This window comes from Streptomyces sp. NPDC041205 (assembly GCF_055591765.1).
Map to the genome: position 1 here is coordinate 389,965 of NZ_JBVIZH010000008.1, position 14,883 is coordinate 404,847.

General features: G+C 71.1%; 11 protein-coding genes. 4 read left to right on the forward strand and 7 right to left on the reverse strand.

The features are described from left to right. Positions 1-46: 46 nt before the first annotated feature. From ACZ6BG_RS31505 to ACZ6BG_RS31515, 3 genes are read right to left on the reverse strand one after another with little or no spacing between them, the layout of a single operon-like run. Positions 47-1,093, reverse strand: a complete 1,047-nt coding sequence (locus tag ACZ6BG_RS31505; protein ID WP_469007640.1) for an ABC transporter permease — start codon at positions 1,091-1,093, stop codon at positions 47-49. After that, positions 1,086-2,738, reverse strand: a complete 1,653-nt coding sequence (locus ACZ6BG_RS31510; RefSeq protein ID WP_469007641.1) for a sugar ABC transporter ATP-binding protein — start codon at positions 2,736-2,738, stop codon at positions 1,086-1,088. The genes ACZ6BG_RS31505 and ACZ6BG_RS31510 overlap by 8 nt, the downstream gene beginning before the upstream one ends. Beyond that, a complete protein-coding gene (locus ACZ6BG_RS31515; protein ID WP_468460776.1) occupies positions 2,735-3,817 on the reverse strand; it encodes a sugar ABC transporter substrate-binding protein in 1,083 nt (360 codons plus the stop codon). Before ACZ6BG_RS31515 ends, ACZ6BG_RS31510 begins: the two co-directional genes overlap by 4 nt. 231 nt (positions 3,818-4,048) lie before the next feature. Between ACZ6BG_RS31515 and ACZ6BG_RS31520 the strand changes: the two genes are divergently transcribed. The 4 genes from ACZ6BG_RS31520 (at position 4,049) to ACZ6BG_RS31535 (ending at position 8,303) form a co-directional block, all read left to right on the forward strand. Beyond that, positions 4,049-4,816 carry a FadR/GntR family transcriptional regulator gene (locus tag ACZ6BG_RS31520; RefSeq protein ID WP_469007697.1) on the forward strand — a complete coding sequence of 256 codons (768 nt, stop codon included), beginning with the start codon at positions 4,049-4,051 and terminating at the stop codon, positions 4,814-4,816. An 89-nt stretch (positions 4,817-4,905) separates the two neighbouring features. After that, on the forward strand, positions 4,906-5,385 hold the full coding sequence (locus ACZ6BG_RS31525) for a helix-turn-helix domain-containing protein (protein ID WP_469007698.1): 480 nt from the start codon (positions 4,906-4,908) through the stop codon (positions 5,383-5,385). A 5-nt stretch (positions 5,386-5,390) separates the two neighbouring features. Beyond that, positions 5,391-5,813: a VOC family protein gene (locus ACZ6BG_RS31530; RefSeq protein WP_469007644.1), complete on the forward strand. Its 423-nt coding sequence runs from the start codon at positions 5,391-5,393 to the stop codon at positions 5,811-5,813. Positions 5,814-5,903: 90 nt separating this feature from the next. Then, positions 5,904-8,303 (forward strand): excinuclease ABC subunit UvrA, encoded by a 2,400-nt coding sequence (locus ACZ6BG_RS31535; protein ID WP_469007645.1) that lies wholly within the window; start codon positions 5,904-5,906, stop codon positions 8,301-8,303. Between the two features lie 5 nt (positions 8,304-8,308). Here ACZ6BG_RS31535 and ACZ6BG_RS31540 read toward each other — a convergent pair whose 3' ends face one another. From ACZ6BG_RS31540 to ACZ6BG_RS31555, 4 genes are all read right to left on the reverse strand, one after another. Further along, positions 8,309-11,323, reverse strand: a complete 3,015-nt coding sequence (locus tag ACZ6BG_RS31540; protein ID WP_469007646.1) for an alpha-mannosidase — start codon at positions 11,321-11,323, stop codon at positions 8,309-8,311. A gap of 322 nt (positions 11,324-11,645) precedes the next feature. After that, positions 11,646-12,923 carry a glycoside hydrolase 5 family protein gene (locus ACZ6BG_RS31545; RefSeq protein ID WP_469007647.1) on the reverse strand — a complete coding sequence of 426 codons (1,278 nt, stop codon included), beginning with the start codon at positions 12,921-12,923 and terminating at the stop codon, positions 11,646-11,648. 57 nt (positions 12,924-12,980) lie between these two features. Further along, positions 12,981-13,919, reverse strand: a complete 939-nt coding sequence (locus ACZ6BG_RS31550; RefSeq protein ID WP_469007648.1) for a carbohydrate ABC transporter permease — start codon at positions 13,917-13,919, stop codon at positions 12,981-12,983. Next, positions 13,919-14,872: a carbohydrate ABC transporter permease gene (locus tag ACZ6BG_RS31555; protein ID WP_469007649.1), complete on the reverse strand. Its 954-nt coding sequence runs from the start codon at positions 14,870-14,872 to the stop codon at positions 13,919-13,921. Before ACZ6BG_RS31555 ends, ACZ6BG_RS31550 begins: the two co-directional genes overlap by 1 nt. Positions 14,873-14,883: the final 11 nt, after the last annotated feature.

Sequence of the window (14,883 nt, forward strand, 5' to 3'; positions counted from 1 at the left end):
AGGAGGCCTTTCCGGAAAGGAACGGGGAGCCAGGCGGGCGCGGACCTCAGTCCTGGGCGCGGCCCGTGGTGACGCGGGCGATCATCAGGGCGACCAGGATGATGCCGCCGTAGATGGCCTGGATCCAGAAGGACGGCACCTGGGCGAGCGTGAGCAGGTTCTGTACGACGCCGAGCAGCAGGACGCCGGTCAGCGCGCCGAACATGGTGCCCTTGCCGCCGTCGAGGCTGATGCCGCCGATGACTGCGGCCGCGAACACCGTGAAGATCATGTTGGTGCCCTGGTTGGCGTTGATCGCGCCGACGTAGCCGGTCTGCATCAGGCCGCCGACCGCGGCGAGGCCGCCCGCGACCACGAACACCCCGAGCATGACGCGGTCGACCCGGATGCCCGCGGCCCGCGCGGCCTCCGGGTTGCCGCCGATGGCGTACAGGGCGCGGCCCACCCGGTGGTACTTGAGCACGAGGCCCGCGATGCCGAAGGCTGCCGCCGCGATCCACACCGAGAGCGGCACGGTCAGGAACGTGGAGGTGGCCAGCGTGAAGAACGGCTCGGGCATGCCGAACAGCGTCTTGCCCTCGGTGGCGCCGACGAGGACGCCGCGCAGCACGATCAGCATGGCGAGCGTGACGATGAACGCGTTGAGCTTCAGCTTGACGACGAGCACGCCGTTGAAGGCACCGATCACCGCGCCCACCAGGACGATCGCTATCAGCCCGACGGCGGTGGGCAGGTCGGTGCCGAACCCGGCCTGGGCGGCGGGCAGCACGAGCAGCGCGCCGATGGCGGGCGCGATGCCGACGACCGACTCCAGGGACAGGTCGAACTTGCCGGTGATCAGCACCAGGGACTCGGCGAGGACGACCATCGCGAGGGCCGCGGACGCGCCGAGGATGGAGATGAGGTTGCGCTCGGTGAGGAACGAGTCGTTGACGAAGGCGCCGAACACCATGAGCAGCAGCAGCGCGGGGACGAGGGCGAGTTCCCTGGCCCGGTGCAGGACGATGCTCTTCGCTGAGCGGGGTTCCTTGGGGCGGGCCCCGGCGACAGGGGTGGCTGTCCTCGCAGCCGAGGGGGCCTTGGTGTCAGCCATGGTGGTCTCCTTGTGGTTCTGCTGCGGGCCGGTGGGGGCTGGTCGCGCCGTTCCCCGCGCCCTTTACGGGGCTCCTGAGCGGCGCATGTGACGGCCCCGCGCCCCTGTCGGGGCCCGTGTGGCCGACTCCCTCCACCGACGCGATCAGTTCGTGGTCGTGCCAGCCCGCCGCGTGCTCCGCGACGACGCGGCCGTGGAAGAGGACCAGGACCCGGTCGCAGCGGCGCAGGTCGTCGAGTTCGTCGGAGACGACGAGCACGGCCGTGCCGTCGTCGCGGGCGTGGTCGACGCGGGCGAGCAGGGACTCCTTGGACTTCACGTCGACGCCCGCGGTGGGGTTGATGAGGACGAGCAGCCGGGGGTCGGAGGCGAGGGCCCGGGCCATGACGACCTTCTGCGCGTTGCCTCCGGAGAGGTCGGACACGGGCTGGTCGGGTCCTTCGGCGTGGATGTCGAGCCGTTCGATGAGACCGCCCGCGAAGGCGCGCTTGCGGTCGGGGCCGACGAAGCCGTACCGGCCGAGGCTGCCGAGGACGCTCATGGTGGCGTTGTCGCCGATGGACATGCCGTACACGAGGCCCTCGTCGTGCCGGTCGCGCGGTACGCAGCCGACTCCGGCCCGCAGCGCGGCGGGCACGTCGCCGAACGGCAGGGGTGCGCCGTCCAGGAGGGCGGTGCCCGCGGTCGGGGTGTGCAGGCCCGCGAAGGACTCCGCGAGGTTGATCTTGCCGCTTCCGCTGGACCCGGCGAGCCCGACGACCTCGCCCCGGCGCACGGTGAGATCGACGTTCTCGTACGAGGGGCTGGTGAGCCCGCGCACGTCGAGCAGGACGGGGGCCTCGGCGGGGACCTCGGGCCGGGCGCGGTCCTTGCTCTCCGTGATGGCCTCGCCCGCCATGGCCTCCACGAGGGCGGCGCGCGGGAGTTCGGCGACGGGGGCGGTGGTGATCCAGCGGGCGTCGCGCAGGACGGTGACGGTCTGGCACACCTCGTACACCTCTTGCAGGTGGTGCGAGATGAACAGGAACGTCACGCCGGATTCCTGCAGGGCCCGCATGCGCGTGAAAAGGCGCTCGATCTCGCGGTTGTCGAGCTGCGCGGTGGGCTCGTCGAGGACGATGAAGCGCGCCCCGAAGCTGAGCGCCCGGGCGATCTCCACCATTTGGCGGTCCTCGACCTTGAGGTCGGCGGTGCGGGCGTCGGGGTCGACGTGGACGTCCCAGGTGTGCAGGACCTCCGCGGCCTCGGCCTTGAGGCGGCGCCAGCTGATGAGTCCGCCGCGGCCCTGGGGCTGGCGGTTGATGAACAGGTTCTCGGCGACCGACAGTTCCGGTACGACGGTGGGCCGCTGGTACACGCAGGCGACCTTGCGGCGCCAGGCGTCGCGGTCGGCGAGCGGCGGCGCGCTCTCGCCGTCGAACAGGACGGTGCCGGCATCCGGTGCCTGGAGGCCGGTGAGGATGGAGACGAGGGTGGACTTGCCCGCGCCGTTGCGGCCGACGAGGGCGTGGGACTCGCCGGCCCTGACGGTGAGGCGGCCGTCCTGGAGGGCCACGGTGGGTCCGTACCGCTTGGCTATGCCGGTCGCCTCGACGAGGGGGACGCCCCCGTGCCCGGCGACCGGCCGGTTCGCTGACGTCGTCATTTGACCGAGTTGCCCCAGAGCTTGGCGTCGTCGACGTTCTCCTTGGTGACGAGCGGCGCGGGCAGTTGGTCCTCCAGGATGCCGTTGGGCAGCTTCACGATGGTGGAGTCGTGGTCGGTGGGGCCGGGCTTGAACTTCTTTCCGTTCATCGCGGCCTTGATGTAGTACATGCCGTACTTCGCGTACGCGTCGGCGGGCTGCGAGACGGTCGCGTCGATCTGGCCCTTGCGGATGGCGTCGAACTCCTGCGGGATGCCGTCGTTCGACACGATCGTGATGTGCCCCTTGGCACCCGCCTTCTTCAGCATCCCCTTGGACTTCAGGGTCTGGAGGGTGGGCGCGAGGTAGACGCCGCCCGCCTGCATGTAGATGCCCTTGATGTCGGAGTTGGAGTTCAGGAGGGTGTCCAGCTTGGACGCGGCGGTGTCCGACTCCCACTTGGCGGGGATCTCCAGGACCTTCAGCTTCGGGTACTTGTCCTTGACGCAGTCCCGGAAGGCCTTGGAGCGCTCACGCCCGTTGACGGAGGCCAGATCGCCCATGATCTGGACGACCTTCCCGCTCTTGACCTGCTTGCCCAGGTAGTCACAGGCCTTCTGGCCGTACGCGACGTTGTTCGCGCGCACGACCATCGCGACCTTGCCCTTCTCCGGCGCCACGTCCACGGCGACCACGGGCACGCCCTTGCGCTCCGCCTGGTCGAGGCCGGCGGATATGGCGGCACTGTCGAGCGGGGCCACGACCAGGCCCTTGACGCCCTGGTTGAGCTGGTTGTTGATGTCGGTGATCTGCTGCGAGGGGTCGCTGTTGGAGTTGACGGTCTTGAGCGCGTCGACGTCCTCGGACTTCGCCATCTTCGGCACGTAGTCGTTGTACGACTGCCAGAACGGCGAGGTCAGCAGCGGCAGGATCACCCCGACCTTGCCCTCGCCGCCGTCCCCGCCACCGGATTTCCCGGTGTCCTTCGTACTGCCGCAGGCGGTGAGCGCGAGCGCAGCGCAGGCCGCCGCGGCTCCCACGCGGACGCCCTGGGCGCGCCGCTTCCTCCGAGGGCTGTTCCGCACTGTACTGCCGACCATCTGACGGCTCCTCATCGAGCGAATCAAGGGGGGACTCATCACGGGACTGCGAGTCGGTCGAGTGACCGTGGGCGAATATTTATCAGACCACTTGGCGGCCACAACACCCCTACACGGCAAGTTTTCCTGGTTTTCGGCCATAGTGGTCCGACCACATCTGTGGCTAAACTGCGCGGCACCCGGCAAGTGAAGGAGCGGTCCGTGGATCAGAGCGCCCAGAGCGCCCCACCCGTGCACCAGGGCACCGCGCCCGCGCAGGAGGGCGTCGCGGCACCCGCGCAGAAGGGCACCGTGACCCAGCGGGCCATCGAGCAGATCAAGGCGATGATCGGTGAAGGCCTGCTCGAACCGGGCCAGCGGCTGCCCACGGAACGGGATCTGGCCGCCCAGTTGGGGATCTCGCGCAGCTCCATGCGGGAGGCTATCCGGGCCCTGACGGTGCTCGGCGTTCTGGAGGCACGGCACGGCTCGGGCATCTACGTGACCCAGTTGGAGGCCGGTGACCTCCTGGAGACCTTCGGCGTCGTCGCCGATCTGTCCCGCGGCCCGCGCCTGGTGGAGCTGCTGGAAGTGCGCCGGGTCCTGGAGTCCACGGCGACCGCCCTCGCCGCCGCGCGCATCTCCCCCGACCAGCTGGCCGACGTGGAGAAGCACCTCGCGGCCATGAACGCCACCGACGACCCCGAGGAGATCCTCTCCCACGACCTCGCCTTCCACCGGGCCATCGCGCACGCCGCGGGCAACGACACGATGGCCGCGATCCTCGAAGGCCTCTCCTCGCGCACGTTCCGGGCCCGCGTGTGGCGCGGCTACCAGGAGGAGGGCGCCTTCGAGCGGACCCGCAGGGAGCACGCCCGCATCCACCGGGCCCTGGTCGCCCGGGACCCGGAGGCCGCGCGGGCCGCGGCGGCGGCACATGTGGGAGAGGTCGAGGAGTGGCTGCGGGTGCATCTGGAGGCAGGAGAAGCAGGGGCGGGGGACCCCGGGGAGGCGGGCTAGGCCCGGACCGGGGGCGGGGCGGGGCAGGTGGGGCGGATGAGGCAGGCGTGACCGGGGGCAGCAGCGCGCTGCTGTGGGATGGTGGTCGCGTGAACCTGGAGGACCTCGTCCGGCTGCGCCGGGCCCGTGACCGGATGGACCGTGAGTACGCACAGCCGCTCGACGTGCCGGAGCTGGCGCGCTTCGCGCTGATGTCGCCGGGCCACTTCTCCCGCAGCTTCCGCGCCGCCTTCGGCGAGACGCCGTACAGCTATCTGATGACGCGCCGGATCGAGCGCGCCAAGGCGCTCCTGCGGCGCGGCGACCTGTCGGTGACGGAGGTCTGCTTCGAGGTGGGCTGTACGTCGCTGGGGTCGTTCAGCTCCCGGTTCACGGAACTGGTCGGCGAGAGCCCGTCCGCGTACCGGGCCCGCCCCCATGGCGAGGGCGCCGACGTGCCCGCCTGCATCGCCAAGATCCACACCCGGCCGATCAGGAACGGCCAGGCCAAGGCCGACCAGCCCAAGGCCGACCGGCCCCGGACCGATCAGGAATCGAGAAGCGAACCGCAGCCCCCGCCCGTAGCGTGAACGGCATGGACATCACGCTTTCGCAAGCCTTCATCGCCGTCGACGACCACGACAAGGCGCTCACCTTCTACCGGGACGCGCTCGGGCTGGAAGTGCGCAACGACGTCGCGTTCGAGGGCATGCGCTGGGTGACCGTCGGCTCGCCTGCGCAGCCGGACGTGGAGCTCGTCCTGGAGCCGCCGCTCGCGGACCCCAACGCCTCACCCGCCGACCGGCAGGCCATGGCGGAACTCCTCGCGAAGGGCCTGCTGCGCGGCGTGATCTTCCGGACCGACGACGTCGACGCCGCCTTCGAGCGGATCAGCGCCGCGGGCGGCGAGGTCCTCCAGGAGCCCATGGACCAGCCCTACGGCGTCCGCGACTGCGCCTTCCGCGACCCCGCCGGCAACATGCTCCGCTTCAGCCGGCCCTCCCCCACCGAGCGGTGAGCAGGAGCCACCAGGCCTCCGCCGGCACCTCCCCGAACCCACCGTGATCCCCGACGGCACCGCCGCGCGACAGATGGAGACATGACCACCATGGCCACCAGGACGGACCGGCGGTCGCCCGCGCCGCACGAAGCCGACAGCCACGATCTGATCCGTGTGCACGGCGCGCGCGTGAACAACCTCAAAGACGTCACCATCGAGATCCCCAAGCGCAGGCTGACGGTGTTCACCGGCGTCTCGGGTTCGGGCAAGAGCTCGCTGGTGTTCGGCACCATCGCCGCGGAGTCGCAGCGGCTGATCAACGAGACGTACAGCGCCTTCGTGCAGGGCTTCATGCCGACCCTCGCGCGGCCCGAGGTCGACGTGCTCGACGGGCTCACCACCGTCATCACCGTCGACCAGCAGCGCATGGGGTCCGACCCGCGCTCCACGGTCGGCACCGCGACCGACGCCAACGCGATGCTGCGCATCCTCTTCAGCCGCCTCGGCAAGCCGCACATCGGCCCGCCCAGCGCGTACTCCTTCAACACCGCCTCGGTCCGGGCGAGCGGCGGGATCACCGTCGAGCGCGGCGCGGACAGGACGAAGACCGTGAAGGCGACCTTCAATCGCGTCGGCGGGATGTGCACGCGCTGCGAGGGCCGGGGCGCGGTCTCCGACATCGACCTCACCCAGCTCTACGACGACTCCAAGTCGATCGCCGAGGGCGCGTTCACCATCCCCGGCTGGAAGTCGGACAACGTGTGGACGGTGGGGCTCTACTCCCAGTCGGGCTTCCTCGACCCGGACAAGCCGATCCGCCGGTTCACCAAGAAGGAGATGCGGGACTTCCTCCACCACGAGCCGGTCAAGGTGAAGGTCAACGGCGTCAACCTCACCTACGAAGGCCTGATCCCCAAGATCCAGAAGTCGTTCCTGTCCAAGGACAAGGAAGCGATGCAGCCGCACATCCGCGCCTTCGTGGAGCGGGCGGTCACCTTCACCACCTGCCCCGAGTGCGACGGGACGCGGCTCAGTGAGGGTGCCCGGTCCTCGAAGATCAAGCGCGTCAGCATCGCCGACGCCTGCCAGATGGAGATCAGGGACCTGGCCGCATGGGTCCGCGGTCTCAAGGAGCCGTCGGTGGCGCCGCTGCTCACCGCGCTCCAGGGGACGCTGGACTCGTTCGTGGAACTGGGCCTCGGCTATCTCTCGCTGGACCGGGCGGCGGGCACGCTCTCCGGCGGCGAGGCGCAGCGCGTCAAGATGATCCGCCACCTCGGCTCCTCGCTCACCGACGTCACCTATGTCTTCGACGAGCCCACCATCGGCCTGCACCCCCACGACATCCAGCGGATGAACGAACTGCTGCTCCGGCTGCGGAACAAGGGCAACACGGTGCTCGTCGTGGAGCACAAGCCCGAGGTCATCGCTATCGCCGACCATGTCGTCGACCTCGGCCCCGGCGCCGGCACGGGCGGCGGCGCGGTCTGCTTCGAGGGCACCGTCGCGGGGCTGCGGGCGAGCGACACCGTCACCGGCCGCCACTTCGACGACCGGGCCGCCGTCAAGGACACGGTGCGCGAACCCACCGGCACCCTGGAGATCCGCGGCGCGAGCGCGCACAACCTGCGGCACGTCGACGTCGACGTGCCCCTCGGGGTGCTCGTCGCCGTCACCGGCGTCGCGGGCTCCGGCAAGAGCTCCCTCGTGCACGGCTCGATCCCGGCCGACGCCGACGTGGTGTCGATCGACCAGACCCCGATCCGCGGCTCGCGGCGCAGCAACCCGGCGACGTACACCGGTCTGCTCGACCCGATCCGCAAGGCGTACGCGAAGGCCAACGGCGTGAAGCCGGCGCTGTTCAGCGCCAACTCCGAGGGCGCCTGCCCCACCTGCAACGGCGCGGGCGTCGTCTACACCGACCTGGGCATGATGGCCGGGGTCGCCACGCCCTGCGAGGAGTGCGAGGGCAAGCGATACCAGGCCTCGGTGCTCGACTACCACCTCGGCGGCCGGGACATCAGCGAGGTGCTCGCGATGTCCGTGACCGAGGCCGAGGAGTTCTTCGGCTCCGGCGAGGCGCACACCCCCGCCGCGCACAAGATCCTCGGCCGTCTCGCCGACGTAGGGCTCGGCTACCTCACCCTCGGCCAGCCGCTCACCACCCTGTCGGGCGGCGAGCGGCAGCGCCTGAAACTGGCGGCCCACATGGCCGAGAAGGGCGGCGACCGGCTCGTCTACGTACTCGACGAGCCGACCGCCGGACTCCACCTCGCCGACGTCGAGCAGTTGCTCGGCCTGCTCGACCGCCTGGTCGACTCCGGCAGGTCGGTCATCGTGGTCGAGCACCACCAGGCGGTGATGGCGCACGCCGACTGGATCATCGACCTGGGCCCGGGCGCGGGCCACGACGGCGGCGAGATCGTCTTCGAGGGCACGCCCGCCGAACTCGTCGCCGCCCGCGCCACGCTGACCGGCGAGCACCTCGCGGCCTACGTGGGCGCCTGAGCCGCTCAGGCGCGCGAGAACCTCAGCGTGACCAGCTCGAACGCCCGCAACGACACGGCCACTTCGCCGCCCGCCAGCTCCGGAGCGGCCGCCCCGGCCAGCGGCCGCTCCAGCAGGTCCGTCACGGCGACCGAGCCCGCGGGGAAGCCCACGGCCAGCGTGGCCCTGGCCCGCCCGCCCCGGGACTCGTGGAAGCGGACGACCACGTCGCCGCTGCCGTCGTCGGCGAGCTTGACCGCGGTGACCACGACGGCGTCGTTGTCGACGGCGACCAGCGGGGCGACGGGCGCGCCGCCGGTGAGGGTCCGCTCGGGCAGGTTGATCCGGTAGCCCTCGCGCACCGCGTCGCCGATGGTCGCGCCGGGCGCGAGCGCGTGCCGGAAGCGGTGCACGCCCTGGTCGGTCTCGGGGTCGGGGAAGCGCGGGGCCCGCAGCAGCGACACCCGCACCGTCGTGGTCGTACCGGCGTCGCTGTCGCGTACGTCGCGGGTGACGTCGTGGCCGTACGTCGAGTCGTTGACGAGGGCGACGCCCCAGCCCGGCTCGTCGACGTGCACGAAGCGGTGGTTGCAGGCCTCGAACTTGGCGGCCTCCCAGCTGGTGTTGGTGTGGGTGGGCCGGTAGAAGTGCCCGAACTGGGTCTCCGAGGAGTACCGCTCGGCGTGCACGTCGAGCGGGAAGGCCAGCTTGAGGAACTTCTCCGTCTCGTGCCAGTCGACCTCGGTGTCGATGTCGAGGCGCCGCTCGCCGGGCGCGAGGGTCAGGACCTGCGTCATGCGCGAGGAGCCGAAGGCGCGCACGACCCGGACCGAGGCGCCGTCGCCGGGCACGACCTCCTCGGCGTCCATCAGGTCGGTGACGGAGTGGCGGTAGAACTCGTCGACGTCCCAGGCGTCCCACATGTTCGGGAAGTCGGCGTGCAGTTGCGGCAGGTTCGCGGCGTGCCCGGGGGCGACGGTCTCGCGCCCCGCTTCGATGTCGTACGCGGACACGACCAGGCCCCGCCCGTCGATCTCGACGCGCAGCAGGCCGTTGTCGAGGACGTAGCCGCCGTCCGCGCGGGCGGCGATGGCGGACTGGCCCGCGGCCACGGGCAGGGCGGCGGCGCCCGCGGGGACCCCGTCGCGGGTGTGCGGCGCGGAGTTGAACACCAGGGTGCTGGTGCCGTCACCGGCGAGGGCGCGCTGGGCCGCGGCGATGATGTCGTTCAGGTCGGCCGCGACCGCCGCGTAGGTCGCGCGGGCCTCGCGGTGCACCCAGGCGATCGACGAGCCGGGCAGGATGTCGTGGAACTGGTGCAGCAGCACCGTCTTCCAGATCCGGTCCAGCTCCTCGTACGGGTAAGGGAATCCGGCCCGGACCGCGGCCGTGGCCGCCCACAGCTCCGCCTCCCGGAGCAGGTGCTCGCTGCGGCGGTTGCCCTGCTTGGTGCCCGCCTGGCTGGTGAGCGTGGCGCGGTGCAGCTCCAGGTACAGCTCGCCGACCCATACCGGCGCGTTCGGGTACTCGGCCTCGGCCTTCTCGAAGAACGCCGCCGGGGTCTCCCACTGGACGGTGGCCGAGCCCTCCAGGTTCCGCAGCCGCCCCGCCTTGGCGATCATCTCGCGGGTCGTGCCGCCGCCGCCGTCGCCCCAGCCGGTGGGCGCGAGCGAGTGCCGGGCGACACCCTTGTCCTTGAAGTTCTTGGCCGCGTGGGCGATCTCGCTGCCCTTCATGGAGCAGTTGTACGTGTCCACGGGCGGGAAGTGCGTGAAGATCCGGGTGCCGTCGATGCCCTCCCACTGGAAGGTGTGGTGCGGGAACTTGTTGGTCTGCGACCACGAGATCTTCTGCGTGAGCAGCCACTTGGCGCCCGCCGCCTTGATGATCTGCGGCAGGCCCGCCGCGAAGCCGAAGGTGTCCGGCAGCCACGCCTCGTCGTTCTCGACGCCGAACTCGTCCAGGAAGAACCTCTTGCCGTGCACGAACTGACGGGCCATCGCCTCCGAACCCGGCATGTTCGTGTCCGACTCCACCCACATGCCGCCCGTGGGCACGAAGCGGCCGTCCGCGACGGCCTTCTTCACCTTCGCCCACACCTCGGGGCGGTGCTCCTTGATCCAGGCCCACTGCTGCGCCTGGGACATGGCGAACACGAAGTCCGGCTCGTCCTCCAGGAGCGCCGTCATGTTCGACGTCGTCCGCGCCACCTTGCGCACCGTCTCCCGCAGCGGCCACAGCCAGGCGGAGTCGATGTGCGCGTGCCCGACCGCGCTGATCCGGTGCGCCGAGTCGTGCGCGGGGGCGGCGAGCACGCCCTCCAGCTCGGCTCGGGCCGCGGGCGCCGAGCCGTTCACGTCCTGGAGGTCGACCGCGTCCAGGGCGCGGTCGACGGCCCGCAGGATCTCGTGGCGGCGGCCGGAGTCCTGCGGCAGCTCCTGCATCAGCTCGCCCAGGACCTCCAGGTCGACGACCAGTTGCCACACCGTCTCGTCGAACACCGCGAGGTCCATGCGCTCCAGGCGGTACTGCGGCTCGCTGCCCGCCGTCTCCTTGTCGCCCAGTTGCGTCGGCAGGAAGGGGTGGTAGTCGAGGATCACCGGGTTCGACGCCGCCTCGATGTGCAGGCGCACCTCCTCCCCGCCCGCCGCGGGGGTCGCTATCCGCACCCACTGGTTGCGCGGGTTGAGGCCCTTCACCGGGGTGCCGTCCGGGCGGTACACCAGGCCCTCGCACTGGAAGCCCGGCATGTTCTCGTCGAAGCCGAGGTCGAGGATCGCCTCGACCGTCTTCCCCGCCCACTCCTGCGGGACCGTGCCCGTCACCCGGAACCAGCTCGTGCCCCAGGGCTTGCCCCAGCGGGTGCCCGCCTCGATCGGCTCGGGTTCGGCTGCCAGGCCTTCGGCCACGGGGACCGGTTCGTCCGGGGCGTTCCAGACGGCGATGTCCAGGGGGACGGCGTGGGGGTAGACGGCGGGGCGGATGCGCTCGTCGAGGACGCGCTTGAGGCGGCCCTCGACCAGGGTGCGGTCGTCATGCATGAGGGGTCTCCGTGTTCGGGGGGAGGTGTGTGGTGTGGTGCGGGTGGGTCCTCGCGGAGCGCCCCAGTCCCGCCCCTTCTCCGAAACCGGGGGCTGCCGCCCCCTGGACCCCCGCTTGTCGGCGCTCCGCGCCTCGTCCTCAAACGCCGGACGGGCTAGTGGGTTGCCGGGGCGGGCTGGGCATGTGCGGCTGTATTCCAGCCCCTCATGGGGTCCCCCCTGCTCCTTGAGAGCTTGGGGGAGTTTGAGGAGCGGGGGTCTGGGGGCAGCGCCCCCAGTTTCGGGAAAGGGGCGGGATGGGGGAGCCCCCGGCAGGGCCGCCTCAGCCCAGGACTTCGGGCGGGCGCACCACCTCCCGGATGCCCCGCGCAGCGAGGTGCGCCGCGTCCTCCGCCCGCTCCGCGAGGACGAACGCGGGCCGGACCCCGTCCGCGACGAGCCGGGCGAAGGCCTCGAAGACGGCGCCGCCGGGCGCGCAGACGGACCGGCGCGAGAAGTCGGGGCCGACGTCGACGACGAGCGCGGTCGTCCGGGGCGCGGGCGCCGGACGCCCGTCGCGCCACTCCTTGGCGAGCCGGGCGAGGGACTCCCCCGCGGGCTTGACGCGCCCGTCGTTGGTGAGGAGGCCGAGGCTGTACTCGAGTTCGGGGAAGTCGGCGAGGGAGCGGGAGACGTCGTGGGAGCACCACCACGTGACCCCCCACACGTCCGCGCAGTCGAGGGCGGCGGCGACGGTGGCCTCGGTGAAGGCGGCGGCGTCCGCGGCGGGGATGAGGGGGGCGGGCGCTCCGACCTCCTGGAGCCAGACGGGCCGGCCGGGCTCCAGGGCCCAGGCCTTGGACAGCTCGATCATGTAGGCGGCGTGCTGCCCGGTGGCGACGCCGTCACGCCCGTGCCGCTGGGCGGTGCCGTTGAAGACCCAGGAGTGGACGGCGGTGACGGCGCCGAGCCGGGCGGCCTGGGCGGGCGTGAAGGGCTGGTCGTCCTGGTACCAGGCGGCGTCGTACTCGGCGTGCAGGTGCAGCCGCCCGGGGGCGCCCTCCTCGCAGGCGGCAAGGACCTCACGCAGCCAGGCGTCGGCCTGTTCCTGGGTGATGCGGTCGGGGTCGGGGTGCGGCCCGGCGGCGAACTGGTTGATCTCGTTGCCGATGGTCATGCCGATGAAGTTGGGCCGGTCGGCGAGCGCGGCGGCGAGGGTGCGCAGGTAGTCGCGCTGGCCGGAGATCACGTCCGGGTCGGTGAAGAGGTTGCGCCGGTGCCAGGTCTGCGTCCACGCGGGCAGGAAGTCGAAGCTCGACAGATGACCCTGGAGCCCGTCGACGTTCACGTCGAGCCCCCGCTCGGCGGCGGCGTCGGCGAGGGCGACGAGCTGCTCGACGGCGCGCGGCCGGATCAGGGTGCGGTTGGGCTGGAAGTACGGCCAGATCGGGAAGACCCGGACGTGGTCGAGCCCGAGGGCGGCGACGGCGTCGAGGTCACGGCGTACGGCGTCGATGTCGAAGTCCAGCCAGTGGTGGAACCACCCCTGGCCGGGGGTGTAGTTGGCGCCGAAGCGGGGCGGTGCGGCGGGGGCCGCGCCGCGCTGGTCGTCAGACGTCATGCGGATCCTGGTTCTTTGAACGCTGGTTCTGGAACGGGTGCGGGGTGCCGCGGGGCCTCAGCCCTTGACCGCTCCCTCGCCGACGCCGCGGAAGAAGTACCGCTGGAGGCAGGCGAAGAGCACGATCAGCGGCAGCACGGCGATCACGGTGCCCGCGGCGACGAGGCGTTCGTCGTTGGCGAAGGTGCCGTGGAGGTAGTTGAGGCCGATGGTGAGCGTGAACTTGTCGGGGTCGCTGAGCACGATGAGGGGCCACAGGAAGTCGTCCCAGGCGCCCATGAAGGCGAAGATGGCGACGACGGCGAGGGTGCCCTTCACGGCGGGCAGGGCGATGCGGAAGAACCGCTGCCACACGTTCGCCCCGTCGACGAAGGCGGCTTCCTCCACCTCGTAGGGCAGGTTGAGGAAGGCGTTGCGCATCAGGAGCACGTTGAGTGCGGAGATGCAGCCGGGCAGCAGCACGCCGATGAGGGTGTTGTTGAGGTCGAGGTCCCGCATGGTCGTGAACTGGGCGATGATGATGCCCTCGACGGGCACCAGCATGGCGAGGATGAACACGAGCGTGGCGGCCTTGCGGCCGCGGTAGCGCAGCCGGGCCAGGGCGTAGCCGGCGAGGGCGGCGCCCACGCAGTTGGTGAAGACGTTCGCGGCGGCGACCTTGAGGGAGTTGAGGGCGTAGTCCCAGACGGGGATCGTGTCGGCGACGCGTTCGTAGTTGTGCAGGGTCGGGTCGGAGGGCAGGAAGCTCGGCGGGGAGCTGAAGATGTTCTCGTGCGGGCCCTTGAGGGAGGTCGAGAGCTGCCACAGGAACGGCCCGATCATCAGGGCGAGCATGACGAGCAGCAGGGTGTAGCGCAGGGCCAGCTCCCACAGGGGCATGCGGCGCCCGTTCTCGTCGGTGACCCGACGACGGCGCCCGCGCGCGCGGGGCGTGGATCCGGCCGGATCCTTCCGGGGCGCGGAGGTGTCCTCGGTGGTGGTCGTCGGCGTGGACATCACCTGTCCTCCTTCCGGTCCGCGCGCAGCACGAGCAGCATCAGCGCGACGGTGACGACGAAGATGACCACGGAGATCGCGGAGGCGTAGCCGACGCGGCCGGTGAGGCCGGTGCCGGTGCGCTGGACCAGCATGACGAGGGTGGTGTCCTCGCCCGCCGGCCCGCCGGTCGGCCCCGCCATCAGATACACCTCGGAGAAGACCTTGAAGGCGGCGACGGAGGACAGCGCGGCGACCAGGACCATGGTGGAGCGGACGGCCGGGACGGTGACGGAGATGAAGCGGCGCACCGGCCCGGCCCCGTCCACGGCGGCGGCCTCGTGCAGTTCGCGGGGCACGTTGGCGAGCGCCGCGAGATAAATGATCATGTAGTAGCCGAGGCCCTTCCAGACCGTGACAGCCATGGCGGAGAACAGCAGCAGCCACTGGTCGCTGAGGAAGCCGACCTTGCCCGCGCCCACCGCCTCCAGGACGGCGTTCACCAGGCCGCGTTCGTCGAGCATCCACACCCAGATCAGGCCGACCACGACGATGGAGGCGACCACCGGCGTGTAGAAGGCCGACCGGAAGAACGTGATGCCGGGGATCTGCTTCTGCACGAGCAGCGCGAGCAGCAGCGGCAGGACGACCAGCGCGGGCACCACCACCAGGACGTACAGCGTGCTGTTGCGCAGGCCGATCCAGAACATGTCGTCGTGCAGCAGCTCACGGAAGTTCGCGAGCCCGACGTACTTGCCCTCGACCAACTGCCGTTTGTCCGTGAAGGAGTTGATGACGGTGCTGACGAACGGATAGAGGATGAAGACGCCGACGACGGCGAGGCCGGGCGCGGCGAACAGCCAGGGGCTGGTGACGAGTTGACGGCGGATGCGGCGCCTCGGCGGGGCGGCGGCTTTCGCTGTCCTGGAGGGGCGGGCGGTGGCCGGCGCGGAGGCGGCTGCTGTGCTCTTCATGCGCTCGGGGC

Bases quoted from the DNA above. Each gene is read 5' to 3' on its own strand.
- ACZ6BG_RS31505 (WP_469007640.1), bottom strand. From the start codon at position 1,093: ATGGCTGACACCAAGGCCCCCTCGGCTGCGAGGACAGCCACCCCTGTC.
- ACZ6BG_RS31510 (WP_469007641.1), bottom strand. From the start codon at position 2,738: ATGACGACGTCAGCGAACCGGCCGGTCGCCGGGCACGGGGGCGTCCCC.
- ACZ6BG_RS31515 (WP_468460776.1), bottom strand. From the start codon at position 3,817: ATGGTCGGCAGTACAGTGCGGAACAGCCCTCGGAGGAAGCGGCGCGCC.
- ACZ6BG_RS31530 (WP_469007644.1), top strand. From the start codon at position 5,391: ATGGACATCACGCTTTCGCAAGCCTTCATCGCCGTCGACGACCACGAC.
- ACZ6BG_RS31535 (WP_469007645.1), top strand. From the start codon at position 5,904: ATGGCCACCAGGACGGACCGGCGGTCGCCCGCGCCGCACGAAGCCGAC.
- ACZ6BG_RS31540 (WP_469007646.1), bottom strand. From the start codon at position 11,323: ATGCATGACGACCGCACCCTGGTCGAGGGCCGCCTCAAGCGCGTCCTC.
- ACZ6BG_RS31545 (WP_469007647.1), bottom strand. From the start codon at position 12,923: ATGACGTCTGACGACCAGCGCGGCGCGGCCCCCGCCGCACCGCCCCGC.
- ACZ6BG_RS31550 (WP_469007648.1), bottom strand. From the start codon at position 13,919: ATGTCCACGCCGACGACCACCACCGAGGACACCTCCGCGCCCCGGAAG.
- ACZ6BG_RS31555 (WP_469007649.1), bottom strand. From the start codon at position 14,872: ATGAAGAGCACAGCAGCCGCCTCCGCGCCGGCCACCGCCCGCCCCTCC.